Genomic DNA, 26,049 nt, shown 5'->3' with positions numbered 1-26,049 from the left:
GATATTAACGTTATATCTGCTTGATCTGGGAATAGGATCTACTTATCTTTTGGTTTCTCAAAGCGAGGGGGTTCGCGAAATGCGATCGCAAAAAAGAGAGTACCTATACACAGAGTAAAAATCAAGATGTACGCAACGCTTTCCATATTACGATTTCCTCTTTATCCAGCCATTAGTTCAAGTTTTTAATGCTGAGTCACCGGAGTGCTGAGTCAGAGCCTTAACTCATAACTCAGCACTTCTTTACTCAGCACTGAAATTAAAGGGCTTCTTTTCGGCGGGTTGACTTGTCACCCACTTTCTGGAATAGACCCCACTCAACTTGCTCTTCTAGATCCGCATCAACACCGGCAAATACGTCTCGGTAGATTGTCCGAGAACCATGCCAGAGATGACCAAAGAAGAACAGCAGAGCAAATACGGCGTGTCCAAAGGTAAACCAACCTCTAGGACTGGTGCGGAATACACCATCAGAGTTCAAGGTTTCTCGGTCAAATTCAAAGATTTCACCACCTTGAGCCTTACGGGCATACTTCTTCACATCAGCTGGTTCTGTAAAGGTCTTACCATTCAGATTGCCGCCGTAGAAACTAACGGTGACACCAGATTGCTCGAAGCTATACTTAGATTCTGCCCGACGGAAGGGAATGTCAGCGCGGACAATTCCATCTGCATCGGTCAAAATTACTGGGAAGGTTTCAAAGAAGTTGGGGAGACGACGCACGGTCAATTCCCGTCCTTCAGAATCTTTGAATACGGCGTGACCTTGCCAAGATTGGGCAATACCATCACCCTTCACCATCGGCCCTGTACGGAATAGACCGCCTTTCGCGGGGCTATTACCGACGTAATCGTAGAAAGCCAGTTTTTCGGGAATCTGCGACCAAGCTTGGTCAAGGGTTGCACCTTGAGCAACGCCTGTTTGGACGCGGCGCTGAATTTCTTGACGGAAGTAGCCTTGATCCCATTGATAGCGGGTAGGGCCAAACAATTCGATGGGTGTGGCGGCGTTACCGTACCACATAGTACCAGCAACAACGAAAGCAGCGAAAAAGACTGCTGCAATACTGCTAGAAAGTACTGTTTCAATGTTCCCCATCCGCAGGGCTTTGTAGAGCCGTTCGGGGGGTCTAACTGTGAGGTGGAATAAGCCTGCAATAATACCAACAACACCAGCGGCAATATGGTGAGCCGCAATGCCACCAGGGTTATAGGGGTTAAAGCCATCTGGCCCCCATTCTGGTGCTACTGCCTGGGCAGCGCCAGTTATACCATAGGCGTCAGAAACCCATATCCCCGGCCCAAATAGTCCGGTGACGTGAAAAGCACCAAATCCAAAACAAAGTAGACCAGATAAGAACAGGTGAATGCCAAACATCTTTGGCAAGTCTAAGGCGGGTTCACCAGTGCGGGGATCTCTAAAGAGTTCCAAATCCCAGTAAACCCAGTGCCATACGGCAGCTAGGAATAGCAGACCGGAAAGAACAATGTGAGCGGCAGCAACGCCTTCAAATGACCAGAAGCCAGGATCAGTTGATGGGCCACCAGTAACATTCCAACCACCCCAAGATTGAGTAACGCCCAAACGTGACATGAAGGGCAAAACGAACATCCCTTGACGCCACATCGGGTTGAGAATCGGATCGCTAGGATCAAAAACAGCTAGTTCGTAGAGTGCCATCGAACCAGCCCAGCCTGCTACTAAGGCTGTGTGCATTAGGTGTACAGAAATCAGTCGCCCTGGATCATTCAGAACGACTGTATGTACTCGGTACCAGGGTAGTCCCATCGACTACGCTCCTCCTCGATGAGTTAGTTTACAAAGCAATTTTCTTACTGAGGTTATGAGAGACGAAAAACGCCACTCATAAAACTCTCTCTTGTTTTTTGTTATTGCCAGAGCCAGAGTATTACCACAGTTTAGTCTTAAAAAGTCATACACCGTGGGTGCTTTGGCAATGCTTACTCGCTTCGGGAGGTTTACCTATGTAGGGTAGCCATCGCCAAGCAAAAATGAGAATGTTTTAAAAAGTGTAACTATTGATGGAATTGTTTGCAAGCGTGTAAATTGATGCGATCGCGTAGCATCTCAAAGTTTTTTCGCTACCAATACCCGTTGGGGATGAAATTTGCTTATCTTTTCTTGATGTGGGGAGTGGGGAGAAGGGGAGGCAGGGGAGCAGGGAGCAGGGAAAGAATAATTAATAACCAATGCTCCATGCCTCATGCCCCATGCCCCATATTTACTGAACTACCAACTGGATATTTTGCAGTTGACACTTCGCCTCAGCTGTACCCAGGCGTTCGATTACCTGTTCGGCGCTCATCAGGCGCTTGAGTACTACTTGACCGATGGTCTGACTGCCAATTACTGGTGTTGTTGGCTTCACTTCTACGGTTAAAACGGCTTCTTCAACTCGATAAAGCCAGAGCAATTCATTTTCTTCGACTAAACAAATATTCATTCGCTGAATATCTGGTTGGCGTCGCCATGCAGTTATTTGCCAGAGTCCATCAGATGCCCAAACTCTAGCAACTGCCCATCCCTCAGATAGAAAGAAATACTTCACGGTCTTAGTCTCACTATTTCGACTTTCAATCTGCTGTTAACGATATCGCGATCGCTTTAGTCGCTGATGTTCAAACACTCTTATTTTTCACAATACAGCCGCGCTTAACGATAAAACGCTTTATCGGTATCTGTGCCCAAACAGCAACAGGCAAAGTCTTTACATACAGTACTTAGGCTCAGGTCAAAGCTTAAGTTCCTCGTAATTATGAATCTACGACAAATTCAGCCAATCTTGAAAATCTTAATTAAATAAAAATTTTTCATTACGCAAGAAACCAATCTAATGTATTTTATGAATGTATTTTTGTAACGAATAAATATAGTGTGTAAGTGTAGCCCTTGGTATGTATCGTCACAGTAGCAATAAACTTAACCTTAGGCGTAGATATTGCTCACTAAAGCGCGTGCTGCATCCAAAAAGAACCACTATCTTCTATATTTATGAAGATTTAGCACAATAGTCACAAATGTAGTAAGATTACTGACCGCTGATATCAAATATATTATTGCTATGTCCTGGTTTTCCTTGTCCGTGAAACGGTGGGGTCGGATTACACAATTCCTATCTTTGTTTTGTCTATGTTTATTTTTAGTTGTTAGTTGCGCTCCTCGTTCGCAGCAAACTACGCCGCCATCTGGTTCTGTAAATACCCCTACAGGTGATGGTCGGATTACTATCGGTACAACAGCCAAGCCCAGAACCCTTGATCCGGCTGATGCTTATGAGTTAGCATCTTTAGGCTTGGTGTTTAATATGAGCGATCGCCTCTACAACTACGAACCAGGAAGCACCGAAATTAAGCCACAGCTAGCTACAGCATTACCGAAAGTCAGTCAAGACGGTTTAACTTATACCATCCCCTTACGTCAGGGAGTCGTTTTTCACGATGGGACTCCCTTTAACGCTCAAGCAATGGCCTTTACCATCAACCGCTTTATTCAAAATAAAGGAAAACCCTCATTCTTACTAGCTGATATAGTAGATTCGATCAAACCGACAAGCGACTATGAGTTGACAATTAAGCTGAAAAAGCCCTTTGCAGCGTTTCCCTCACTGTTGGCATTTCCTGGGGTGTGTGCAGTTTCACCAAAAGCTTACGAACTCGGTGCTGGTAAATTCAAGCCGAATATTTTTGTGGGAACCGGCCCTTACAAATTAGCGCAGTATGGTACTGATTCCATCCGATTTGATGTGTTTGATAAATATTGGGGAGAAAAACCAGCTAACAAGGGTGTTAACCTCCAAATTCAAACTAGTCCGGTTAATTTATTTAATGCTTTTCGTACAGGCGCGGTGGATGTAGCTTATTTGTCGCTGCAACCAGATCAAAATCGCAGTTTAGAAGAAGGTGGTAAAAAAGGAGATTGGCAAGCGATCGCAGCTGAAGGTAGTGTAGTAAGTTATCTGGTATTGAACCGGAATCAAAAGCCTTTAGATAAATTAGAGGTAAGACAAGCGATCGCATCCATCATTGACCGTCCACTTTTAAACGAGCGAGTGTTACTTGGTCAAGCAGATCCGCTATATAGCATGATTCCCACCACATTTAAAGTTTCTGTGCCATTATTCAAAGATAAATATGGCGATGCTAACTTTGATCAAGCTAAAAAATTACTAACTATCGCTGGTTTCTCCAAGGAAAATCCCGCCAAAGTGCAAGTTTGGTATCCTTCTAGTTCACCGACTCGTAGTTTGGCAGCACAGACACTCAAATCCCTTGTGGATGTCAAAATGGATGGAATACTCCAATTTGAAGTCACTCCCGCCGAAGGGCCAGCCTTCTTTAAAGACATTGCTAAGGGTTTGTATCCAGCAGCTTTACTAGATTGGTATCCAGACTTTTTAGATCCAGATAATTACGTTCAGCCATTTTTAGCTTGTGACAAAGGTTCTGTGGCTAAAGGATGCGAAGATGGAGGCAGTCAAACTCAGGGTTCGTTCTACTATAGCGAAGCCATCAATAAACTGATTGATCAACAACGCAAAGAACTAAACCCCGAAGCGCGTCAGAAAATTTTTGCAGAAATTCAAACACAAGTAACTACTGATGTACCTTACGTTCCCTTATGGCAAAACAAAGACTATGTGTTTGCCCAAAAAGGAGTTAGTAGTGTACAACTTAATCCTACCCAAATTCTGGTTTACCAGACACTTAAAAAGTAGTCATTAGTCATTGGTCATCTCCAAAAAAGAATGTAGAGACGTAGCACTGCTACGTCTCTACAAGGGTTCCGGGTGACGGATATTTAATTTCTGGAGAAGTCTATTAGTAATAACTGTTGACCATTGGCTTTTGACTATTCAATAAAACATTTCATGTTCAACATATATCTAGTTAATAGCTAAGATAGTTACAAAAACTGCATTTTTAATTTTAAACTTTGAATTGCTTATGTCTCGTTCTAAAGCTTTACAATATTACATTGTTTCCCGTTTGCTTCTTGCGCCACTTCAACTATTAACGATCATCACCATTGTATTTCTCTTACTAAGAGCAACACCAGGAGATCCAGCAGATGCAATTCTTGGTGGACGTGCGCCAGGAGCGGCTAAAGAAGAATTGCGAAAACAACTTGGTTTAAACCTTCCCCTGTGGCTACAGTATCTAAATTATTTGGGAAGCATACTGCGCTTTGACTTGGGAACCTCTTTAATGAGTCGCGGACAAAATGTTTGGGACATCATTGGGCAATATTTCCCGGCGACAGTGGAGTTAGCAATATGTAGTATGGCGGTTGCACTCATCGTCGGAATTGCAGTTGGGACTCTTTCGGCTTCCCGTCCTGGAACATATTTTGATGTCGGTGGGCGCTTATTTGGGATCATCACTTACGCACTTCCCATGTTTTGGGCGGGAATGCTTTTGCAGTTGATTTTTTCAGTCCAACTGGGTTGGTTTCCTAATTCCAACCGCTTTCCACCCAATCTTCCGGCTCCTGCTACTGTCACTGGATTGTATACAATTGATAGCTTAATCGGTGGAAACTTCACCCAGTTTTTTACATCTTTACACCATCTGGCTTTACCGAGTCTCACACTAGGAATTTTGCTCAGTGGAATTTTTGAGCGAATTGTGCGAGTTAATTTAAAGCAAACCTTGCAAGCAGATTATGTAGAAGCCGCTAGAGCTAGAGGTATTGGTGAAAATAAGATTTTAGCCTCTCACGCCTTAAAGAATGCCCTAATCCCAGTAATTACAGTTTTGGGATTAACTTTTGCATCTCTGTTGGGTGGGGCAATTTTGACAGAGGTAACATTTTCTTGGCCTGGGTTAGCTAATCGATTGTATCAAGCGATCGCCGATCGCGATTATCCCACAGTCCAGGGAGTGCTAGTCTTTTTTGGTGCGATCGTTGTCAGTGCCAGCATTTTAATTGATATTTTAAATGCTTATGTAGATCCACGAATTCGCTACTAACAAAAAGTTCTTAATTCTTTCTAACCTTCTTGTAGGGTAGGCATCTTGCCCGCCCTTTTGTATTAGATGAAACAGTGAAATATCGGTTGGGTTAAGCAAAACTCAACCCAACACAAAACTATCATTTTGTCTGTGAAATATTATCGATTTGAGTTATCTGACCCAGAGATACTTTGACGGCTAAGATCGGTATAGCCGTAGCTGCAATCAGAACAGCAGTAGCCAGGATAATTGCAACTGGTTTACCACCATATTGCACTAAGACCTTAAAAATATTTTCTGCTGTCTGACCTCCAGCTTGAACTAATTCGACTGTATCTGATTTGCTTAAAGCAGCAGTAATATTTTCAGCGATATCGAGAAGTTGTTCTGTATTGTTTGACTGACTGAGAACATCTAGAGATTGAACTATTGGCTGTTGCTGTGTGGCTAAATTTTCATTTACAGGATAGTAAGTAGACATCGTTTTGCACTCTTTTTTTGTTTCGATGTCTCTATATTCGCCTGTAGTCCATAGTTATACGTAGGATGTAGGGAAATGTAGGATTAGGTCATAAATATAAAGAATATCTACATAGACGTAGGATTATGTAGGTTTTGCTGTAAGATAATAAACTTCTATCCAAGTATTAACTTTACTCTACCAACTCAATCAGGTTAAATGGAAGCTGAAGAAGCATTAGAATCTATTAAGCAAATATTTGAGGAGAGGAAAGGAAAAGTAGTATTACTAAGCAAGTTAGAAGAAAAAGTTTTTCTACTAAGTTGGCAAGGGATGAATTATAGTCAAATGCCTTCTAAAATAGGGAAGCCTAATCCTACTGCCAAACCATATACAGAGCAGTATTTAAAAGAAATAGGTAAAAAATTAATTGATAAAATTAAGAAAGTTTTAAATATAGACGACCTTGATAAAAGAAACTTTAGGGAAGAACTTGAAAACTTTTTTGAGAGAAATTACAATTACCATACTAAAAAACTATCTTATAGCACTGCGCCAGAATCAGATTATACTAGTTCTCCAGACTTACCTAATAATCCTATATCTGAGCTAAATCAAAATCCCTTTATTCCTTTTAGTGGCAGAGTAGAAGAAAAGTATCTATTTTTTGACCGAGAGCGCGAAATCCGGCGAGTATTTGAGGTATTGAATAGCGGTAGTAGTATTGTTTTAATTGGGGAAGAGGGAATTGGCAAATCTTCGCTGCTATGGATGATTAACCAACAGGCTAAAAATTTTCTCAAAACTGAACGTCAGCCAGTTTTCTTAGACTTGAATTTACTTCATAATGAAAGTCAATTTTATAGTGAATTGTGCTACGAGATTGGTATAGCTGAAAGTAAAGACTATCAATTAACCCGCAATTTGCGAAGTTGTAAAATACTACTGGCTATAGACAATGTAGGAAAACTTACAGGCGAAGGTTTTACTCGCAACATAAGGGATTATTTGCGCGGTTTAGCCGAAGGAAGTAATGCTCCGTTGAAGCTGATTTTAGCTGCCACCGAACCTCTGAACAACCTTTTTAAGGATAGTCAGGAGCAAGGTAATACTTCTCCATTGGCAGGTATTTGCCAAGAGGAACACATTCATCCTTGGGATGAATCTACTATGCGTGCTTTTATTACCAAACGTCTAGCTAGAACTTCTGTGAGTTTTGCTAAAGAAGAAATCATCCAACTCATCCAAGAAAGTGGCGGACATCCTCGAAAACTCATGCAATTGTGTTATCAAACTTATTCGCGGTATGTGGAGAGTTTGCAATGAATGACACCGCTTTTACCTCTCCCCTAAAAGGGGCTACGGTGTACACACAAGTTATCGAATTACCCCACCCTAACCCTCCCCTCTCCAAGGGGAGGGAACTAGATTTTCTTGTTTCCCCCCTTTCCAAGCGATGCCCTGAGCTTGTCGAAGGGGGGGGATTAAGGGGGGTAAAACCCGGATCTCAAAGTAACTACGATTTGTGCGTACACGGTAGCCTACAAGTGGAGGAGAGCAAGATTACTCCTATTCCACCTTCCCTGGAAGGGGCTGGGGGGTTAGGTTCTTCATTCATTAGTAATAATGGAGGTTGAATAATGACCCCAGTACCTCGCCTAGACTTAGCGCCCAAGTTGAAGCGTCGCCTCTCTTTGTGGAACCCCTTAGATTATCTGCGCCTTTTGTATTGGGTGTTTTTCTTTCCGCAAGCTTTGCGGTGGTATGTGGACAGGTTCGGGGGTGGGTATATTCCTGAAGGGGAAATGAATTGGCGGAAGGGATGGGAGTTATTGCGTCAAAATGCTATTCAACGTCAGTTACTTTTCCAAGGATTAGTTTTAACAGTAATTACACCTCTAGCTGTAGGTCTATTTTTTCAGACTGTAAATGTTTCAGTTTATTGGTTCGGCGTGGCGTTCGGCGTGGCGTTCGGCGTGGCGGTAGGCGTGGCGTTCGGCGTGGCGGTAGGCGTGGCGGTAGGCGTGGCGTTAGGCGTGGCGCTAGGCGTGGTGTTTGGCGTGGCGCTAGGCGTGGCGGTAGGCGTGGGGTTAGGCGTGGCGGTAGGCGTGGTGTTAGGCGTGGCGCTAGGCGTGGCGTTAGGCGTGGCGTTCGGCGTGGTGCTAGGCGTGGGGTTAGGCGTGGCGCTAGGTGTGGCGGAAGGCGTGGCGGTAGGCGTGGGGTTAGGCGTGGCGGTAGGCGTGGCGGTAGGCGCGGTAGGCGTGGCGGTAGGCGTGGCGCTGGGCGTGGCGTTCGGCGCGGGAGGCTTGGCGGTAGGCGTGGCGTTCGGCGCGGGAGGCTTAACGGTAGGCGTGGCGTTCGGCGTGGCGGTACTGCGTCCAGAAACCTGGCTTATTGGCTCACCTTTAAACTTGCGAATCATCCAAAACAGTAGTTGGCTACTCCCCCGCATCACTCCGCTTCCGCTTCCTAATCTTGTTTGGCGCTTGCAAAATTGGTTGCAAAATGATTGGGAAACAGGTCTACATAATACTAATGAACTGCTGGCATATACTTTACAATTCGTTCCCGTTCTCCAAGCAGTCAATAGAGTACTTGCCAAAATCTCCTCAGAGCAACTTATTTGGAATGTTTCTCGACTGGCGGCAAATCCTTTTGATTGGAATATAGTACGTTTTGCTTCAGCTTCTCTAGATGAAACCCTAAAGTCAACGTTTATCAAAGAGTTCTTCTCCTTCTCGTGGTTCTTTTTCTTCCCTCGTTCTTGGCGAGAAAGTTTACAGGCTCCTTTTAACACAGACACTCGTTTAGATACTCCTGCCCGTGCTGCTGCGGCTGGTTTTTGGCATCTGTATGAATATGAGCCAGCGAAAGCAATAGAGGCTTTTTTGGTAGTGCGTTCTCTACTTTACGGCGAGGAAATGTTTACCCTTGCCCAAACTCTAACAGCGTTTCAAAAAGCTCAAACATCAGCGTCTATTGCAGCTATCCAAGTTCCTCCTTTTCCCCAGGAACCGCTTTTACGTCCAATTACTTGGAAAATCCTTGCTAATCTGCGTCGAGTTGTTGAAGATGTCCAGTTTGTTAATCGCAGCGTCTCACGTTCAGCCAGGTCTTTAGCTCTCAATCGAGCATTAGGCGAACTCACAAGCATCCTAAATCAAGCCGACACCTTGCCGCAGGCAGAGCAAGGCTTAATCATAGATATCGCTCAAACTTGGAAAGAAAGTCTTTTACAAATCACTGGTGAAGTGGGAGAAATTTCCATCACCAAGCCTGTCGCTAACCCCTATGTGGTAGGCGACCCCGTTCAAGGTCATCTCTTTGTTGGGCGAGAAGATATCATCAGACAGTTAGAAGAACTCTGGGTAATGGGTAATCAACTCCAGTCTGTAGTTCTGTACGGTCACAGGCGAATGGGTAAAACCTCTATTCTGCTTAACGCTGCTAACTGTCTAGGCTCACAAATACAGCTAGCATACGTCAACTTGCTACGTTTGGGAGATAGCCCCCAAGGTGTGGGTGAAGTACTAATGGCAATTTGTGATGAAATTTCTCAAACTGTAAAACTTCCACCACCAGCTGACGCTGATTTACTAAGTCTCCCCTACCGGACTTTTGAACGCTATTTAAAACAGGTTGAAGCAAACCTAGATGGTGGGTTAATCATTGCCTTAGATGAGTTTGAGAAAATTGAAGATTTAATTGAAGCGAAAAAAATCCCTATCGACTTTATGGGTTTTTTGCGCGGTTTAGTGCAAATGAGTTCTAAAATCGCTTTTGCCTTTGCTGGTTTACACACCTTAGAGGAAATGACAGCAGATTATTTTCAACCCTTTTTTGCCAGCGTTATTCCTATTCATGTAGGCTTTCAAGAACGTGCAGCTACTCGCCAAATTCTCGCTAACCCAGGTAATGAAGATTTCCTCCTCGACTACATCCCGGAAGCTTTAGATGAAATTTATGCTCTGACGCATGGTCAACCATATTTAGTGCAACTGCTGGGTTTTCAGCTAGTGCGCGGCTACAATGACTTTGTTTTTGAGCAAGGGCGATCGCGTGACCCAGTTTTCACTGTAGAAGATGTGGAAGCAGTTATCAATGACCCTGAGTTTTTCAAGCGGGGACGCTACTACTTTGATGGGGTTTGGGGTCAGGCGGCGCGGGGTGCTGAGGGTCAACAAGCAATTGTACAAGTGCTTGCACCTCACCCAGAAGGGCTAAGTCTGGATGCCTTAGCTCAATCTACAGGTATGAACGATGCCGATTTACAGGAAGCGCTGAATACTCTGAAGCGTCATGATGTAGTTGAGGAAACTCAGGGAAACTGGCGGATTATGGTAGAACTGTTCCGCCGTTGGGTTTTGCAACAGTAGATTAGAGCGATCGCATTTGCTATTTCGGAGTACGCATTTGTTATTTCGGAGTACGCATTTGCTATTTCGGAGTACGCATTTGTTATTTCGGAGTACGCATTTGCTATTTCGGAGTACGCATTTGTTATTTCGGAGTACGCATTTGCTATTTCGGAGTACGCATTTGCTATTTCGGAGTACGCATTTGCTATTTCGGAGTACGCATTTGCTATTTCGGAGTACGCATTTGCTATTATTGAGGGCTTATCTTCTTAAACTACGTGGGTCGAGTGCATCTCTCAGCCCATCACCGAGTAAGTTGAATGCCAACACTGTGAGGATAATCAGCACAGCCGGCGGCCAGATTAACCAAGGTTGCAGTACCAAAATTGAAGCATTGCTAGCCAGAGAAAGCATATTGCCCCAAGAGGGGTCTGGTTGTTGAATTCCCAAGCCGATGAGACTCAATATCGCTTCTGAACCAATAAAGCTGGGAATTGCAAGAGTCGCAGAGATAACGACATAACTAGCCGTTTGTGGTAAAACGTGGCGGAGGATGATATAAAGTGGGTTCGCGCCCATTGCCCGCGCTGCTTGAACAAATTCTCGCTCTTTAAGTGATAGCACCTGTCCCCGAATGACCCGTGCTAAACCAGCCCAGCTAATCACCGAAGTAATCACCACAATCAGCAAAAAGCGCTGGGTACTACTTAAACCTGCGGGTAAGACTGCGCCCAATGTTACCAAAAGATAAATACTGGGGAAAGTCATTAGCACTTCTGCCAAGCGCATAATGACGCTATCAGTCACACCGCCGAAATAGCCAGAAATTCCCCCGATGAGTAAACCGAGGGGATAGGTAATGATAATACCAAAAATCCCGATAAACATACTGATGCGACCGCCATGCAGCAGGCGACTAAATTGGTCGCGGCCTTGGTCATCAGTGCCGAAGATGTTTAATTTTGCGCCAGTTGTTGTGCCAAATAAATGCCAATTTAAGGGGATACCACCAAAGATTGTGACTTCATCCCACTTTGGGGGTAATGGCAAACTCATCTGCAACAATCGGTATTCTGGCCCGGAGACAAATAGACGCAGGGGTGAGGGCTTTGTCGAGTCTATAATGAGTTTGCGATCGCCTGTATCTAAATTCGTATCTCCCTGAGTTGTCGGATAAACATAAGGCCCGACAAACTGTCCTGATTGAGAAACCCAGTGTATCTTAGTTGGTGGCAGTAGTGAACCATTAGGCTGTGAAGCATAGGGATCATAAGGAGCTACGAAATCAGCGGCAATTACTCCTATATAGAAAATTAACAGCAAAATTGCCCCAAATCGTGCCAAAGGATTTTTCTTCAGTCTTCGCCACCAATCCATAGTAGTTAGGAGTTATAAGTTAGGAGTTATGAGTTATTAAGCTTTTATCTTAATTCATAACTCATGATTAATAATTTTCGACTCCTAACTCCTCACTCCTCACTCCTAACTCCCAACGGCTAACTTCTCTAAATACCTCTGCTGTTCTTCCTGCTGTTTTTCATGTTCTACCACAAACACGTTTGAATAGAGATTAGCGAGAATTTGTTTTCCCTGCTGTGTCAGTGATAGGTAATGCAGCCCTTCTTGAATATAGGGATAGACGCCATTCCAGTAAAACTTAGCGTAGTTATTACGTAAATCGGCAGGGGTTTGATAGCCCAAAACTTTATTTACACCAGTTTCTTCAAATTCGTAAAATAAAGAAGTAATTTTCTTCAGGTAACGTGGGTCACTTAGCTGACCAATCAAATCAGCAGCCCGGACTAAACCAGCAAAGCACTTTGTATCGTGATGATCTTCTGCCGCAGGTACGGGAAATCTAGTCAATTCAATATTGCTCTTAATTGCCTCAGCATCGATTAACTTGTGACCTCCAAAACGCTCATCAATAAAGAGCTTGGCTCGATCAACATGATACGGCGTGAGACTGGCATCAGAAGCGCCAGGAGCTACAGAAATCATTCTGCCATTTTTACCTGTGGCATATAAGCCTGCTGTTTCTCGGTCTTGTCGGCAAACTCCCTTAACGTAGCCAATATCATGACTCACTAGGGAAATAATACAATGCAACCAATCTTCACTAGAAACACCGCCTTCTCTGATGTGTTTGCCACGTAAGATTTCTTGTCCTACGAGGGTGACTAAGACAGTGTGTTCAACATTGTGGTACAGGGCATCGCTATTGGCAATATTTTCCAAAGCCATGTTACCAGCCCAGGCGATAATGTCCTGATAATCATTTTTAAAGCAGCCATAAGTGCGACGGTAGCCTTCTCGAATTTCATTGACAAAGGCATCAATTAAAATTTCAGTTGCATTGAACATATTTGGTTACTCTGGTAAATACCAATTATTTATTGATTTGATTGATTTCAAAATTCCCTAATCTGGGCCACCCTTCCTAGAATTTAGGGGAATGGAGTTTGCTCCTTTGTAACTCACGTGTAGCTGTAGACGCTAGCTTAATCTATGCCTGGATTACATGGTATTGCATGGTTTCCTAACAATGCAAAGGCTTTAGAGGAATTATGGGTTGCGTAGAAAAAAAGATTTGTTAGTGTTCCAAGATACATAAATATTTATGATTTTAATTTAGATAAGTCTAGATTAGTTTTATCAGTTTTTCATATCTAAGCCTTGTTGACGGTGATCTAAACACTTGTAGTACGTGACTTAGAGTAGCTAGATTAGATTAGATGATTTTTTGGATCATAATCTACATAACAGTTTTTAGCATTATTCTGATAGTAATTACTCTTGGTAACAAGGTCGTATTGTATACTTTTTACCAAAAAAGACATTTATTACAAAATGCGTCATAGTTGATGTGAAATAAATAAATTTCAGGTTTTCTTAAGGAAATACCAAGGTTGGTATGCATAGACAGAAAGTGGAGGTGAGACTGTGAGCGATGAAAGTGTTTCAGAAGTCGGGGTGGAAGAACCTCTAACCTCTGAAGATGCTAGCTTTTTGAGCAAATCAGAGCAGAAATCAAATAGGGTCTGGTTGAAGCCTTTATTCTTGGGTGCTGCTTTAGGAATTGCGATCGCCTTGGTTGGGATGGGTATATTAAATCGTCTTTCATCTCGTCAACAAAGTGTGGTGGCAGATAAAAAAGTTAACCCAGCGATGACAGTCACCATCGCCACAGTAGAAACCGCCCGTGTTGTCCGTACTCTCAAAACTACTGGGACTGTAGCAGCGAGTGATTTAATTCCGGTGCTACCGCAGACAAATGGCTTACAAATTAAAAGCATCCCTGCAAATGTCAAAGAAGGAGCTTTTGTCAAACAAGGTCAAGTGTTGGCGGTGTTGGATGGTTCCATACTACAAAGCCAAATTAGCCAAGCAAAAGCAGATGTGGAATCCAAACAAGCAGATGTGGAATCTAAACAAGCAGATTTAGCATCCAAGCAAGCGGATTTGGCATCAAATAAAGCAATAGTCCAGCAAAAACAAGCCGATTTAGCTCAAGCCAAGGCAAAGTTAGAGGAAGCGGCCAAGAATTATCAGCGCTATCAACAACTTGCTGACTCTGGAACGATTAGTAAGCAAGAACTCGATACTCGTTCCTATGCGGTGAAAACTGCTATAGAAGTTGTCAACCTGGCCCAAGAAAATATACGTAGTGCCCAGGCTAATATCGGCAGTGCCCAAGCCAACATTGGTAACGCCCAAGCGATCATCAACAGAGCTAAAGCTGATGTCAAAAGCAGTGCTGCTAAGGTGCAACAACTACAAACTCAGTTAGGACAAACGGTAGTGCGTGCGCCGGTTTCGGGAGTAATTGCTGAAAAACTAGCTAGAGTTGGTGATGTTACTGGTATACCACCGCAAACCCAGGTAGGGACTGTGATTGGTGGTACACAAAAGCTATTTTCGATCATCCGAGATGAAAAGCTCGAACTTCAGGCAAAAGTGCCCGAAACTCAACTAAATCAGGTGAAAATTGGCGCATCAGTGCAAATTACTTCTGATGTCGATCAACGCGTGCGATCGCAAGGACGAGTCAGGGACATACAACCACAGATAAACGATCAAAGGCGTGAGGCGACGGTAAAAATTGACTTACCGCCAACAACTTTACTTAAACCAGGGATGTTTGCTCGTGCTGCAATTACGACTAACTCAGGAATGAGGATGGTAGTACCGCAAAAAGCAGTGCAATCCCAAGCAGACGCAAGTGTAATTGTATTCATCTTATCCGGCCAAGATATAGTCCACAGCCAGAAAGTAGAGTTAGGAGATCCTGGTAATGGCGACACAGTAGAAATCAAGAGTGGTTTACAGTTAGGCGATCGCGTCGTCGTTGATGGTGCAGGATATCTCAAAGATGGCGACAAAGTTCGAGTTGCAGAGTAAAAGGGAATGGGAGATGAGGGGGACAAGGGGGACAAGGGGGAATTATTGAATAGTCTCTTCCTTGTCTCCCCCTCTCCCTTGTCTCCCTTGTCTCTTCTTCATGCCCAATCCCCAATCTCCAATCTAAAATCTCCCAATGTCTTTTAACATCTCAGCTTGGTCGATCAAAAAACCTGTTCCCACAATAGTTTTATTTTTAATTTTGACAGTTGTGGGTTGGTTCTCATTCATATCTTTGGGGATTGATATTAATCCCAATATTGATGTGCCAACAGTTTCGATTAAAGTCACCCAACCAGGTGCAGGGCCAGCGGAACTAGAATCTCAAGTGACGAAAAAAATTGAAGATGCCGTCGCGGGATTGGGCAATATCGATTATATGGTTTCTACCGTCAGCGATGGAAATTCTCAGACGACAATCAATTTTGTTTTGGGTACAGATAGTGATCGCGCCACCAACGATGTTCGGAATGCGATCGCTCAAATTCGCCAAGACTTACCCCAAGATATCAACGACCCAATTGTAGAACGCTTAGATTTTTCCGGTGGCCCGGTGATTACTTACGCGGTTAAATCAGATCGGCGTTCTGTAGAAGAATTAAGCAACCTCGTAGACCAAACCATTAGCCGCGCCTTATTGGGAGTCCGTGGTGTAGCCCAAATTCAGCGTGTGGGCGGGGTTGACCGAGAAATTCGCATTAATCTTAATCCTGACCGCTTACAATCTCTAGCAATTACCGCCACCCAGGTAAACGACCAAATCCGTGCTTTAAATATTAACCTACCTGGCGGACGCGCTGAAGTTGGTGGTAGCGAACAAAGTATTCGTACTTTAGGAAGTGCCACCAGTGTAGATATTTTGAAAACCTACGAAATCCTCCTACCACAAGGGGGTTCTGTACCTTTATCCAGCTTGGGAACTGTAGAAGATAAATTTGCTGATGTGCGCCAAGCCGCCCGCTTGAACAATCAACCTGTAGTAGCTTTTCAAGTCTTACGTAGCACTGGCAGCGTTCTGGTGACGGTGGAACAGGGAGTGAAAGCAGCAATCAAAGAACTGGAAAAAACCCTTCCCGCAGATGTCAAACTGGATTTAATTTTTACTAGAGCCGATATTGTCCGCCAATCCTACCAAAGCACCATTGATGAGTTGATTCAAGCTTCAGTGCTGGCGGTCATTGTTATTTTAGTATTTTTACGAGATTGGCGAGCAACATTAATTACAGCTATTACCTTGCCCCTGTCAATAATTCCCACCTTTGCAGTGCAGCAAGCCCTTGGTTACACCCTCAACAACATGACTTTGTTGGCATTAGCGCTGGCGGTGGGCAACTTGGTAGATGATGCCGTCGTCGAAATTGAAAATATGGAACGACACATGGCTATGGGTAAATCAGCTTGGGAAGCTGCTTTTGACTCTTCCGACGAAGTAGGATTAGCGGTAATCGCAAGTTCCGCAACGATTATTGCCGTGTTTCTGCCCGTTGCCTTTATGGGTGGGATTCCGGGGCAATTTTTTCAACCATTTGGCGTTACCGTTGCCGTTTCCACAATTTTCTCAACCCTTGTAGCACGGATGGTGACGCCGATGATGGGGGCGTATCTTTTACAGGAGGCGGAAGGGCAGGGGAATAGGGGAGTAATAAAATTATTTAATTTTAAATTTACACTTCCAGGTGGCAGGAATGGAAGTAGAAAACTCACAACTGAAAAACCTCAGGGGTTTCAACCTTATAAATCGCTTTTACAGTGGGCGTTACGCCATAGATTGACAACAATGGCGATCGCTTTAGCTTTTTTTATTGCCAGTCTGATGCTAGTGCCTTTGATTCCTAAGGGTTTTGTTGACGATGGCGATTTTGGCATTTCTAACGTATCTATAGAACTACCTCCTGGTTCCACACTAGAGGACGTTAACAAGGTAGTCACACAAGCAACTAATATCATCCGGCAAAATCCGGTAGTCGAACGCGTACTAGCAACGGAACAGATCAATTCTGCAACCCTTGCAATTAATCTCAAACCCAGAGAGGAACGAAATATTTCCCAAAAACAGTTTGAAGAACAAGTACGCCCTTCCTTTGGAAAAATACCAGGAGCAAGAATTAGTTTTCAAAGTCAATCGCCAGGTGACAGTCGCAAAGGTTTATCAATTGTCCTCAGAAGTGAAAATCCCCAAGCATTGAATCAAGCTGCTGATGCCTTAGAAAAGCAGATGCGATCCATCGCTGGATTGGTAGAAGTGTCTTCAACTGCAAGTTTGGTGAAACCAGAGATTTTGGTAATTCCTAACCCGCAACGGGCAGCAGATTTGGGGGTGACAGTGCAAGCGATCGCTCGTACTGCTTCCCTAGCTACCATTGGCGACAATGATGCCAACTTGGCGAAATTTAATTTAAGCGATCGGCAAATCCCCATTCGTGTCCAAATCGACCCGAAAGCCAGGGCTGATATCAACACAATCACCAATCTCCAAGTCTCCAGTCAAAATGGTAGATTAGTTCCCCTTGTGGCAGTGGCAGATATCCGCTTTGGTAGCGGCCCTGCTACCATCAACCGTTACGATCGCGCCCGTCAGGTTGCCGTAGAAGCCAACTTGCAAGGGATTTCTTTAGGAGAAGCAGTCCAAACAATCAACAAACTACCTGCAATGCAGAACTTACCGTCAGGAGTAATACAGCAACCTTCAGGTAGTGCCAAAATTATGCAAGACATTTTTGGTCGCTTTGGCGGTGCATTAGGATTAGCATTAATGTGTATCTATGCAATTTTGGTGCTGCTGTATAACAATTTCCTGCATCCATTATCAATTATGGCAGCCTTACCTTTTTGTTTAGGCGGCGCATTAGTAGCGTTAATGGTTGCCCAAAAACCATTGGGAATATATGCCTTGATTGGTATCGTGTTGCTTTTGGGGATTGTCACTAAAAACTCGATTCTGTTGGTTGACTATACCATCATCAATATGCAGGCAGGTAAAACCCAACGTCAGGCACTCGTAGAATCAGGCGTGTCACGTCTGCGGCCGATTTTAATGACTTCTTTCGCAACCATCGCCGGGATTCTGCCCCTAGCATTAGGAATTGGTGCGGGTTCTGAAGTGCGCCAACCAATGGGAATTGCGATTATGGGCGGTTTCACAACTTCCACTCTATTGACACTGGTAGTAGTACCAGTCATCTTTAGCTATATTGATAACTTCCAGAATTGGATTAAGGATACATTGCGCTATGGCTTTGGTAAGAAACCACTACGCCCATAAAAGGGAAAAGGGAAAAGGTTAAAGGTTAAAGGGGAAAGGGATGAACAGGTCGCCCACAAGGGGCGAGGTTTTTACCTTTTCCCCTTCCCCTTCTTCATAAACATTAGAAACGCGATTAGGGAGTGACAAATAAAAAAATATCTAATTAACTCCTGTGGGGTGGGCAACATGAGCGCCCAGGCTATATGGCGGGCGAGACCGCCCATCCCACAATATTGGCTAATTTATTAGCCCAAAATCAATACATTTCTATTCTCTAGCAATGACAATATCGTTAGACTTAATAACTGCATAAGCTTCTTTTCCCTCAGATAGTTCCAACTCTTCTGCGGAAGCTCTGGTGATAATTGAAGTTAATTCTACTCTATGAATAATCTCCAAAGTTACCTCACTATTAACTGCTCCATAAACAACTCGTTTAACGACACCTTTAAGAATATTGCGAGAGCTAACTTTTAGTGATTTCTTTTGAATATTACTTTCTATCTCAGGTTTTTGAGTGTAAATATTTTCCTGTTCTTCTTGCTGAGTTGATGGTGATATTGGTACTGAAGATTGCTGAGTAAGGCTACGCACGAGTTCCCGCAGAATCTCAGTCTTGGTACGTTGAGACTGTTCACAGAACTCCTCTAGAATCTTGCGCTCGTCCTCTGAGGTTTGAAATGTAACCCATCCTTGTTCTTTTCTTGGCATAATAATATTATCAGTTTTGGTTATCTTGGTAAAATTCTACCAAGTATCAATTCGACATATCGTTTTAGTAGTAACATTTTTTTGACAGGCTTTTCGACATTTTTATCGCAAATTAATTAATTAACTAATCTCATATAGTTAACTACATATATATTTATTTTTTTCTAAATACGAAATATTTTGTTACTTGAAATTGTCTCAATTATCACTAAATTGTTACCAACTAAGATGGTAATGTATTTATAAGAAGAATTCAGAACTCAGGAGCGGAGCCGGAGACGCTCCGCCTCCGGTCACAATGGGCTAAACCTTAGCTATCCGCTAACAGTATGAATTCTGTACGAGTGGGTGATAGCGGAGCGGTAGCGAGTATTTTCGAGTCGCGTCTGAAATTGGTTAAAACCGTACAACTCTTAGAGACGCTACCGCGTAGCAAGATCCCCGTAGGGGTACGTTTCAGTATGCGCTTTCGCCCCTGGTGGGCGAAAAAAATTAAAATATCCTCGCCTTAAAACTTTATCCCTTTATGGGTAGAGTATTCTGTATTCTGACTCCTGTTTTATCGTGAGTTCACAGCCAGGGGATGAAACACCTAAAATCGCGTTCTCAAGACCTGCGGAGTTTATTTGAGAACAATATTACCATTGAATACGTGGCAGAACCCCTGAAAGCTATGCCAGCTGATGCAGAGGTAAAAGAAGTGCTGCATTGGATGCAGGCACAAAATTTTGATGTTATCGGCGTTGAGACGGGAGATATTATTAGCGGTTATGTAGAACGCTCTAGTTTGATTCCAGGCAAAGAAGGTAAATGTAGCGACTATCAACGGGTGTTTCATCCCAAAGAACTAATTGCTATTTCTACCCCATTGATAAAGTTGCTACCCATTTTGCGACAAACTCCGCGATTGTTTGTCTTAGATTGCAATCAGGTAAGTGGTATTGTTACCTGTGGTGACTTGCAGAAAGCACCTGTGCGAATGCTACTGTTTGGCTTGGTAACGCTGCTAGAAATGAATTTGCTGCGGCTGGTGCGGATTTACTATCCTCAAGATTCTTGGCAAAAAGTGCTTAAACCTGAGCGCTTAGAAGTTGCTCAACGGCTATGGCGAGAGAGCCAAGAAAGAAACGAAGCCACTGATTTGTTAGATTATCTGCAATTTTGTGACAAGCGAGAGTTGATTTTAAATCAACCAGAACTTCTCCAGCAACTAGGACTAAAGTCAAAACGGTTTGGCGAGCGCTTCCTCAAGTCTGCTGAACAGTTGCGAAACCGATTAGCTCACGCCCAAAATTTAGTTAGTGGTTCCTCTTGGATAGAGTTGATTTCTTTAGCAGAAGCGATGGAAACGCTGCTAATTCACTGTGAGGAAGCTGAGTGAATTTTTCAGCCTTACAATACATTATTTAACCATGTTGTCAAGTCAGCCGATGTAGAGAAATCTAACAGTGCCGCGCTATGATAAAATTCAGCTTTAATGGGGCTTGTTGAGTGAATCACTCACTTGAGTACCTGTATAATTGGGAACCCAGCCTTCGGCGTTAGCGCAGCCCGCCGCAGGCATCGCAAAATAGCGTATTCCTTTGAAATTCAACGATGCAGTTGGGCTGCACCAATGCTCAACGCCGGCGGGGATGTAGAGATAATCTTGTGCCTGAATTAAAAGCTTTACTTGGCTACCATCAGGTCGCACAAAGCCATAGATCATTTCTCCTGCCAGCACGTAGAGAGGTTCAGCAGCAAGATGAGTATGGTAGCGTCCGTAGGTTGCTATCAGGTGGTGAAGATTGCAAGAACCTGGATGCACATTTAGCAAGTCACACCAGATACCGCCATTTTCTTGCTGAATAAATTCAAAGACGCTGTTATGAAGTTCTACACAATAACGTTTCTCAGCCTCAGTTAAAACGTCCTGGTCTAGCAGATCGGGGAAGAGTAGCGATGTTCCTGGGTCGTAGTGTCTAAGTTCAATACCGAGAGGCCCAAGTTCACGAGCTATTTCGCTTAAGTCGCTCTCAATCGTACCGTCGTCAAGTAGTAGGTTAGCCATGACAAAAAGACTAATTAACTGTTAACAAGAGTATACCCAATTTTTATTTAAAAAGCCACTATTCCCGACTGAGAAACCGGGGATTGTGGGGATTGGGGACTGGGGAGTAGGAGATTGGAAGTAGACATCTAAAGAATTGGCGTAGGGATAATACCCTGTGGAAAGCTGCGTTGCGTCTACATGAATCCTCCCTATAAAGAGTTTCAGGTAATACGTATTTAATTCTCACTCCTATTTCTAATTTCTAGTGAGAAAGTTTCTAAAGAAACTCTAAAGGTAGCAAATAGCGATCGCCTGAAAACAGGATAATGCAGCTGAACTGGCCAATCCTTCCCATTCAACCTAAAACTATGGCATCTACACCTAAAATCCTTGCCTTTGCTGGCAGTACCCGGATTGATTCTTACAACAAAAAATTGGTAAAAATCGCGGCGGCTGGCGCTAAAGCAGCAGGTGCGGAAGTTACTTATATAGACCTCCGCGATTTGCCTTTACCTCTGTTTGATGAAGACTTGGAAGCTGAACAAGGACTACCTGCCAACGCCCGTATTTTGAAGGATTTGCTGATTTCTCACCAAGGATTGCTGATTGCTTCGCCGGAATATAACAGTTCACTCACAGCAGTTCTCAAGAACGCCATCGACTGGGCATCCCGTCCCGCACCAAATGAAGCACCATTAGCGGCTTTTGCAGGTAAGGTTGCTGCCATTCTCAGCGCTTCTCCAGGCGCTCTTGGTGGTTTGCGGGGGTTGGTTCACCTGCGGTCTATTTTGGGAAACATCAAAGTTTTGGTACTTCCCGACCAGATAGCCGTACCCAAAGCTTACGAAGCCTTCAATCCTGATGGCACACTAAAAGATCCTAAACAGCAAGAATCTATTGAAAAGTTAGGTGATAATTTAACAAAAATATTGCTGAAGCTCAACTAAATATCGTCTACCTTGAGAACCGTAGTTTTGTAGGTTGGGTGCAGCGATAGCGTAACCCAACATAAAATTTGGTGGTAATGTTGGGTTGCGTTTCACTCCACCCAACCTACATAAATATATCTTTTAAAAAACTCTAGGTTTCAACATAGATGAGGTTTAAGCAAATATACCAGGCGATTAGAAATCGCGGCTACACAAACCAAGTCCGCCTACGCGGACTCAAAGAATTTGAAACCCACGGAGGTGGTTTTGTCTGTATAGCCGCGAATTCTATTCGCCAGGGCAAGGTGTGTTTTTGCACTCATTGAGATGCTCCCGTGGGCTGTACTAAGAACAACTGGTAAGGGCTGCACCACATTGATCTTCCCTTGCCAACCATCCTTTCACACCTTGATATTCCACCTGTGCCCAATCTCCCTGACAGCCTAGCAATTTGATAGCCGTATTAGCAGGAATTCTTCCTACTTTTTGGCTTTGTTGACTGGTACTAGCATAAAAATCCACGCCATTAGTGCCGTAGCCCCGCGTTGTTAAACCTAACCTTGGCACAAATACCCATCCAGTTCCTTGAAAACCATCACTAGCATTAGTAATCTGCACCCAATTTCCAGTAGCACTAATAACCTGAACTGTCTCGTTTATGGGTATTTGCCCTAGAATTGTGTTGTTTGTACTTGCGCCACTCCGCACATTTAAACCTTGTGGATCTGTATCGATGACGTAGGCAAAAATATCACACTTTTGAGGATTAGTTGATTTCGCTAAACTTATTTGATGAGCTATACCAGTATTGAGTATTACACTCATACAACTGAATGCCAATGTTATCAATAGCTTTGATGCGGAATTTTTCACTTTTTTTGTTATATTTTCTTCAATTTTATGACATCAGTATCTAAGATATAACCTGCTACGTTTACACAATCTCTCACACCCCCATCATGAGCAACATTCCCCAAATCGGACAACCAGCACCAGATTTCTTTACTCCCGATCAAAATGGCAATTCAGTCACTCTCGACGATCTCAGCAATCAGTGGATTGTTCTCTATTTTTACCCCAAAGATGATACCCCTGGCTGTACCACCGAAGCGAAAGATTTCACCGATTTGTATCAAGACTTCAGCGCATTAGGAGCGAAAATCTTAGGTGTAAGTCCAGATTCGGGTAAGTCTCATTGTAAATTTATCAGCAAACATAACTTGTCAATCACCCTCTTGAGTGACCCAGAACATCTTCTGATAGAAGCCTACGGCGCTTGGCGCTTGAAAAAATTTATGGGCAAAGAATATATGGGTGTTGCTCGCTCAACTTTTTTAATTTCACCTGATAAAATTATTGTCTATGCTTGGCCTAATGTAAAAACCAAAGGTCATGCTCAGGCAGTTTTAACTAAATTACGGGAATTAGCTGCTACGTAACGCAATTGGATACAAGTATAGTGAGAGCAATCCTATATAAAATCGCTCTAGAAACTGCTGATGTGATTATTGAAAAAAGAAATTAGACTTTTCGCAACTTGAAATAATCATGGTTGAAGTCATCCAAGCTCATAATGCCAGTCTTGCTTATTTAGAAGCAAGATTTGGTCTACAACAAACTGAAGGTGAAGATTTTTTTACAGAGTGGTTTGACACTCTGCCAGAAATCACAGATATAGAAAAACAATATCTAGACAGAGTTAAAGCTAATTTTATGAGATTGGTTAAACATCCACCAATCTTAGAGAATGCAGTTAAGATGGTAGTTTTGTCTCCTTTATTAGACTTGGCAGGATTCTATCGTGAACCATTTTTTCTGACTACTGAAGAATCTCTAGAAATTACCTTAGAGGATGAAGAAGAAATTATCAGAGGGTGCATTGATGTTCTAGTTATCCAAGAAAAATTGTGGCTGTTAGTAATTGAATCAAAAAGGGCTAGCTTTTCCCTTTTAGCAGCTATACCCCAAGCACTGGCTTATATGTTGGGCAATCATAATCCAGACAAACCTGTGTTTGGATTAGTGACTAATGGAAGTCATTTTCTTTTCATTAAATTGAGTAAGCAAAATACATTCAAGTATGCTCTTTCTGATGAGTGCACTCTTTTAAAGCGAGAAAATGAAGTATATCAAGTTCTCAGAATTTTAAGAAAACTAAGTCAAAGTTTGAGTTAATAATTATGTCTATTCGTCCTATCTACCTTGATGGTCACGCTACTACACCTATAGATGAACGGGTACTCGCAGCAATGCTCCCCTACTTCACAGAAAAATTTGGCAACCCAGCAAGTATTAGTCATGTTTATGGTTGGGAAGCAGAAGCCGCTGTTAAGCAAACGCGAGAAATTTTAGCGGCAGCAATCAATGCTACTCCAGAAGAAATTGTTTTTACCAGTGGTGCAACAGAAGCAAATAATTTAGCTATTAAAGGTGTTGCCGAAACTTATTTTAAAAAAGGTCAGCATATTATTACTGTCGCCACTGAACATGGTGCAGTTATTGATCCTTGTAATTATTTAAAAAGTCTCGGTTTTGAAATTACTATTCTCCCTGTAAAAAAAGATGGATTGATTGATTTAACTGAGTTAAAAAAAGCTTTACGTCCTGAAACGATTTTGGTATCGGTGATGGCTGCAAATAACGAAATTGGCGTGTTACAGCCTTTGGCAGAAATTGGAGAAATATGCCGCGAGGGACTAAGCGCTACTGGAGGCGATCGCAATATTATTTTCCACACCGATGCCGCTCAAGCTATTGGTAAAATTCCCTTGGATGTACAAGCGATGAAAATTGACTTGATGTCACTAACAGCACATAAAGTATATGGGCCCAAAGGCATTGGAGCCTTGTACGTCCGCAGACGCAATCCCAGAGTACAACTAGCTCCCCAGCAGCATGGCGGCGGACATGAACGGGGAATGCGTTCTGGTACATTGTATACACCGCAAATTGTCGGCTTTGGGAAAGCTGTAGAAATCGCTTTGGCTGAACAAGCAACAGAAAACCAACGCCTCACCCAGTTAAGACAAAGATTGTGGGAACAGATGAAGCAAGTTGAGGGAATTCATCTCAACGGACACCCTCAAGAACGATTGGCAGGAAACTTGAATATCAGTGTTGAGGGAGTGGATGGATCTGCACTTTTGCTAGGATTACAGCCAGTAATGGCTATATCTTCTGGTTCTGCTTGCTCATCGACAAATACTGCACCTTCCCATGTTCTCACAGCACTGGGACATCCCCAACAGCTAGCTTATGCCTCAGTGCGGTTTGGCATTGGTAGGTTTAATACAGAAGAGGAGATTGATATTGTGGCAAAACATGCGATCGCTACCATTCAAAGTTTACAAAATAAACGTTAAGCATGAAAGCTCATCAGATATAGAGACATAAAGCAATCTGGGATAGCAGAATAATAACTGTTGACTCTCGACCGATGACTATTAATTTATGAATCAAGATTTAACACAGCAGTGGTTGACAGAAATCCAGACAATCAAAGAGCAGATGGCATTCCTACAACACGAGCGCGATGCTGCTTGGGAAAGTGCCCAAAAATGGCGTCAGCTTTACAACACAGAAGCAGAACAACGCCGCACAGATGCCCAACTCTCCCAACAGGCAATCGCATCTCTCAAGGCAGATTTGCACAAACTCCAAGGTCTTGAAACAGGGACACTGGAAGCTGGGACAACAGTCAAAGCTATCCAACAAGAAATAGAGCAGCTAAAATCTGTCGAGGACTTGCAAGCTAAACTCATCGCTGTAATCAAAGAACGCGATCGCCTTTTGCAAGCTTTGAAAACTGAGCAAGATAACCACGCCCAAAGCCGCAATAGCCTAACTACTGCTTTGGGGGATGCCATTGATAGCTTGACACGCGAACGAGCAGTGGCGGCGGAGAAGGGGGAGTAGGGAGATAAGGGAGCAGGGGAGGCAGG

General features: G+C 43.3%; 21 protein-coding genes. 12 read left to right on the top strand and 9 right to left on the bottom strand.

Features of this window, described 5'->3' with window-relative positions; translation table 11 throughout:
* Positions 1-38: 38 nt before the first annotated feature.
* The 3 genes from FD723_RS07430 to FD723_RS07420 form a co-directional block, all read right to left on the bottom strand.
* The gene (locus tag FD723_RS07430) at positions 39-146 is read right to left on the bottom strand and encodes a photosystem II reaction center protein T (protein WP_084227385.1); all 108 of its coding nucleotides are present in this window, start codon (positions 144-146) and stop codon (positions 39-41) included.
* Positions 147-259: 113 nt separating this feature from the next.
* Positions 260-1,789, bottom strand: a complete 1,530-nt coding sequence (gene psbB, locus FD723_RS07425) for a photosystem II chlorophyll-binding protein CP47 (RefSeq protein ID WP_179064748.1) — start codon at positions 1,787-1,789, stop codon at positions 260-262.
* A gap of 454 nt (positions 1,790-2,243) precedes the next feature.
* A complete protein-coding gene (locus FD723_RS07420) occupies positions 2,244-2,570 on the bottom strand; it encodes a hypothetical protein (protein WP_179064747.1) in 327 nt (108 codons plus the stop codon).
* A 513-nt stretch (positions 2,571-3,083) separates the two neighbouring features.
* Between FD723_RS07420 and FD723_RS07415 the strand changes: the two genes are divergently transcribed.
* The gene (locus FD723_RS07415; protein ID WP_179064746.1) at positions 3,084-4,736 is read left to right on the top strand and encodes an ABC transporter substrate-binding protein; all 1,653 of its coding nucleotides are present in this window, start codon (positions 3,084-3,086) and stop codon (positions 4,734-4,736) included.
* A gap of 229 nt (positions 4,737-4,965) precedes the next feature.
* Positions 4,966-5,991 carry an ABC transporter permease gene (locus FD723_RS07410; protein ID WP_179064745.1) on the top strand — a complete coding sequence of 342 codons (1,026 nt, stop codon included), beginning with the start codon at positions 4,966-4,968 and terminating at the stop codon, positions 5,989-5,991.
* Between the two features lie 121 nt (positions 5,992-6,112).
* Here FD723_RS07410 and FD723_RS07405 read toward each other — a convergent pair whose 3' ends face one another.
* Positions 6,113-6,454, bottom strand: a complete 342-nt coding sequence (locus tag FD723_RS07405) for a hypothetical protein (protein ID WP_179064744.1) — start codon at positions 6,452-6,454, stop codon at positions 6,113-6,115.
* Positions 6,455-6,652: 198 nt separating this feature from the next.
* Between FD723_RS07405 and FD723_RS07400 the strand changes: the two genes are divergently transcribed.
* Complete coding sequence (locus FD723_RS07400) at positions 6,653-7,759, top strand: AAA family ATPase (RefSeq protein WP_179064743.1); 1,107 nt, start codon at positions 6,653-6,655, stop codon at positions 7,757-7,759.
* A gap of 314 nt (positions 7,760-8,073) precedes the next feature.
* Positions 8,074-10,809: an ATP-binding protein gene (locus tag FD723_RS07395; protein ID WP_179064742.1), complete on the top strand. Its 2,736-nt coding sequence runs from the start codon at positions 8,074-8,076 to the stop codon at positions 10,807-10,809.
* Between the two features lie 243 nt (positions 10,810-11,052).
* Here FD723_RS07395 and FD723_RS07390 read toward each other — a convergent pair whose 3' ends face one another.
* Positions 11,053-12,168, bottom strand: a complete 1,116-nt coding sequence (locus FD723_RS07390; protein WP_179064741.1) for an ABC transporter permease — start codon at positions 12,166-12,168, stop codon at positions 11,053-11,055.
* Positions 12,169-12,273: 105 nt separating this feature from the next.
* A complete protein-coding gene (locus FD723_RS07385) occupies positions 12,274-13,155 on the bottom strand; it encodes an Npun_R2479 family HD domain-containing metalloprotein (RefSeq protein ID WP_179064740.1) in 882 nt (293 codons plus the stop codon).
* Positions 13,156-13,734: 579 nt separating this feature from the next.
* On the opposite strand from FD723_RS07385, the gene FD723_RS07380 reads away from it, so the two are divergent.
* Both FD723_RS07380 and FD723_RS07375 read left to right on the top strand, forming a co-directional pair.
* On the top strand, positions 13,735-15,192 hold the full coding sequence (locus FD723_RS07380) for an efflux RND transporter periplasmic adaptor subunit (RefSeq protein ID WP_179064739.1): 1,458 nt from the start codon (positions 13,735-13,737) through the stop codon (positions 15,190-15,192).
* A 136-nt stretch (positions 15,193-15,328) separates the two neighbouring features.
* Entirely contained in the window at positions 15,329-18,454 is a 3,126-nt protein-coding gene (locus FD723_RS07375) for an efflux RND transporter permease subunit (protein ID WP_179064738.1), read from the top strand.
* Positions 18,455-18,703: 249 nt separating this feature from the next.
* Here the strand turns inward: FD723_RS07375 and FD723_RS07370 are convergent, their stop codons facing one another.
* Positions 18,704-19,147: a molybdopterin-binding protein gene (locus FD723_RS07370; RefSeq protein ID WP_179064737.1), complete on the bottom strand. Its 444-nt coding sequence runs from the start codon at positions 19,145-19,147 to the stop codon at positions 18,704-18,706.
* A gap of 583 nt (positions 19,148-19,730) precedes the next feature.
* On the opposite strand from FD723_RS07370, the gene FD723_RS07365 reads away from it, so the two are divergent.
* Positions 19,731-20,528, top strand: a complete 798-nt coding sequence (locus FD723_RS07365) for a hypothetical protein (RefSeq protein ID WP_179064736.1) — start codon at positions 19,731-19,733, stop codon at positions 20,526-20,528.
* Between the two features lie 93 nt (positions 20,529-20,621).
* On the opposite strand, the gene FD723_RS07360 is transcribed toward FD723_RS07365, so the two are convergent.
* Entirely contained in the window at positions 20,622-21,197 is a 576-nt protein-coding gene (locus tag FD723_RS07360) for a cupin domain-containing protein (RefSeq protein ID WP_179064735.1), read from the bottom strand.
* 350 nt (positions 21,198-21,547) lie between these two features.
* Between FD723_RS07360 and FD723_RS07355 the strand changes: the two genes are divergently transcribed.
* Entirely contained in the window at positions 21,548-22,126 is a 579-nt protein-coding gene (locus FD723_RS07355; protein ID WP_179064734.1) for an NADPH-dependent FMN reductase, read from the top strand.
* 327 nt (positions 22,127-22,453) lie between these two features.
* Here the strand turns inward: FD723_RS07355 and FD723_RS07350 are convergent, their stop codons facing one another.
* Positions 22,454-22,933 (bottom strand): SH3 domain-containing protein, encoded by a 480-nt coding sequence (locus FD723_RS07350; RefSeq protein ID WP_179064733.1) that lies wholly within the window; start codon positions 22,931-22,933, stop codon positions 22,454-22,456.
* A gap of 134 nt (positions 22,934-23,067) precedes the next feature.
* Between FD723_RS07350 and bcp the strand changes: the two genes are divergently transcribed.
* From bcp to FD723_RS07330, 4 genes are all read left to right on the top strand, one after another.
* Positions 23,068-23,547 (top strand): thioredoxin-dependent thiol peroxidase, encoded by a 480-nt coding sequence (gene bcp, locus FD723_RS07345; RefSeq protein WP_179064732.1) that lies wholly within the window; start codon positions 23,068-23,070, stop codon positions 23,545-23,547.
* Between the two features lie 109 nt (positions 23,548-23,656).
* Positions 23,657-24,283 carry a type I restriction endonuclease gene (locus tag FD723_RS07340; protein ID WP_179064731.1) on the top strand — a complete coding sequence of 209 codons (627 nt, stop codon included), beginning with the start codon at positions 23,657-23,659 and terminating at the stop codon, positions 24,281-24,283.
* 5 nt (positions 24,284-24,288) lie between these two features.
* Positions 24,289-25,470, top strand: a complete 1,182-nt coding sequence (locus FD723_RS07335; RefSeq protein WP_179064730.1) for a cysteine desulfurase family protein — start codon at positions 24,289-24,291, stop codon at positions 25,468-25,470.
* Between the two features lie 88 nt (positions 25,471-25,558).
* Complete coding sequence (locus FD723_RS07330; RefSeq protein ID WP_179064729.1) at positions 25,559-26,023, top strand: hypothetical protein; 465 nt, start codon at positions 25,559-25,561, stop codon at positions 26,021-26,023.
* Positions 26,024-26,049: the final 26 nt, after the last annotated feature.

Source organism: Nostoc sp. C052, from assembly GCF_013393905.1.
GTDB lineage: Bacteria > Cyanobacteriota > Cyanobacteriia > Cyanobacteriales > Nostocaceae > Nostoc.
The sequence above is the reverse complement of the archived record's forward strand: the minus strand, read 5'-3'. Positions and strand labels throughout refer to the sequence as shown.

Coding starts and splice junctions, on each gene's coding strand:
- FD723_RS07430 (WP_084227385.1), bottom strand. CDS start 146: ATGGAAAGCGTTGCGTACATCTTGATTTTTACTCTGTGTATAGGTACT.
- psbB (WP_179064748.1), bottom strand. CDS start 1,789: ATGGGACTACCCTGGTACCGAGTACATACAGTCGTTCTGAATGATCCA.
- FD723_RS07415 (WP_179064746.1), top strand. CDS start 3,084: ATGTCCTGGTTTTCCTTGTCCGTGAAACGGTGGGGTCGGATTACACAA.
- FD723_RS07410 (WP_179064745.1), top strand. CDS start 4,966: ATGTCTCGTTCTAAAGCTTTACAATATTACATTGTTTCCCGTTTGCTT.
- FD723_RS07405 (WP_179064744.1), bottom strand. CDS start 6,454: ATGTCTACTTACTATCCTGTAAATGAAAATTTAGCCACACAGCAACAG.
- FD723_RS07400 (WP_179064743.1), top strand. CDS start 6,653: ATGGAAGCTGAAGAAGCATTAGAATCTATTAAGCAAATATTTGAGGAG.
- FD723_RS07395 (WP_179064742.1), top strand. CDS start 8,074: ATGACCCCAGTACCTCGCCTAGACTTAGCGCCCAAGTTGAAGCGTCGC.
- FD723_RS07390 (WP_179064741.1), bottom strand. CDS start 12,168: ATGGATTGGTGGCGAAGACTGAAGAAAAATCCTTTGGCACGATTTGGG.
- FD723_RS07385 (WP_179064740.1), bottom strand. CDS start 13,155: ATGTTCAATGCAACTGAAATTTTAATTGATGCCTTTGTCAATGAAATT.
- FD723_RS07375 (WP_179064738.1), top strand. CDS start 15,329: ATGTCTTTTAACATCTCAGCTTGGTCGATCAAAAAACCTGTTCCCACA.
- FD723_RS07370 (WP_179064737.1), bottom strand. CDS start 19,147: ATGCCAAGAAAAGAACAAGGATGGGTTACATTTCAAACCTCAGAGGAC.
- FD723_RS07365 (WP_179064736.1), top strand. CDS start 19,731: ATGAAACACCTAAAATCGCGTTCTCAAGACCTGCGGAGTTTATTTGAG.
- FD723_RS07360 (WP_179064735.1), bottom strand. CDS start 21,197: ATGGCTAACCTACTACTTGACGACGGTACGATTGAGAGCGACTTAAGC.
- FD723_RS07355 (WP_179064734.1), top strand. CDS start 21,548: ATGGCATCTACACCTAAAATCCTTGCCTTTGCTGGCAGTACCCGGATT.
- FD723_RS07350 (WP_179064733.1), bottom strand. CDS start 22,933: ATGAGTGTAATACTCAATACTGGTATAGCTCATCAAATAAGTTTAGCG.
- bcp (WP_179064732.1), top strand. CDS start 23,068: ATGAGCAACATTCCCCAAATCGGACAACCAGCACCAGATTTCTTTACT.
- FD723_RS07340 (WP_179064731.1), top strand. CDS start 23,657: ATGGTTGAAGTCATCCAAGCTCATAATGCCAGTCTTGCTTATTTAGAA.
- FD723_RS07335 (WP_179064730.1), top strand. CDS start 24,289: ATGTCTATTCGTCCTATCTACCTTGATGGTCACGCTACTACACCTATA.
- FD723_RS07330 (WP_179064729.1), top strand. CDS start 25,559: ATGAATCAAGATTTAACACAGCAGTGGTTGACAGAAATCCAGACAATC.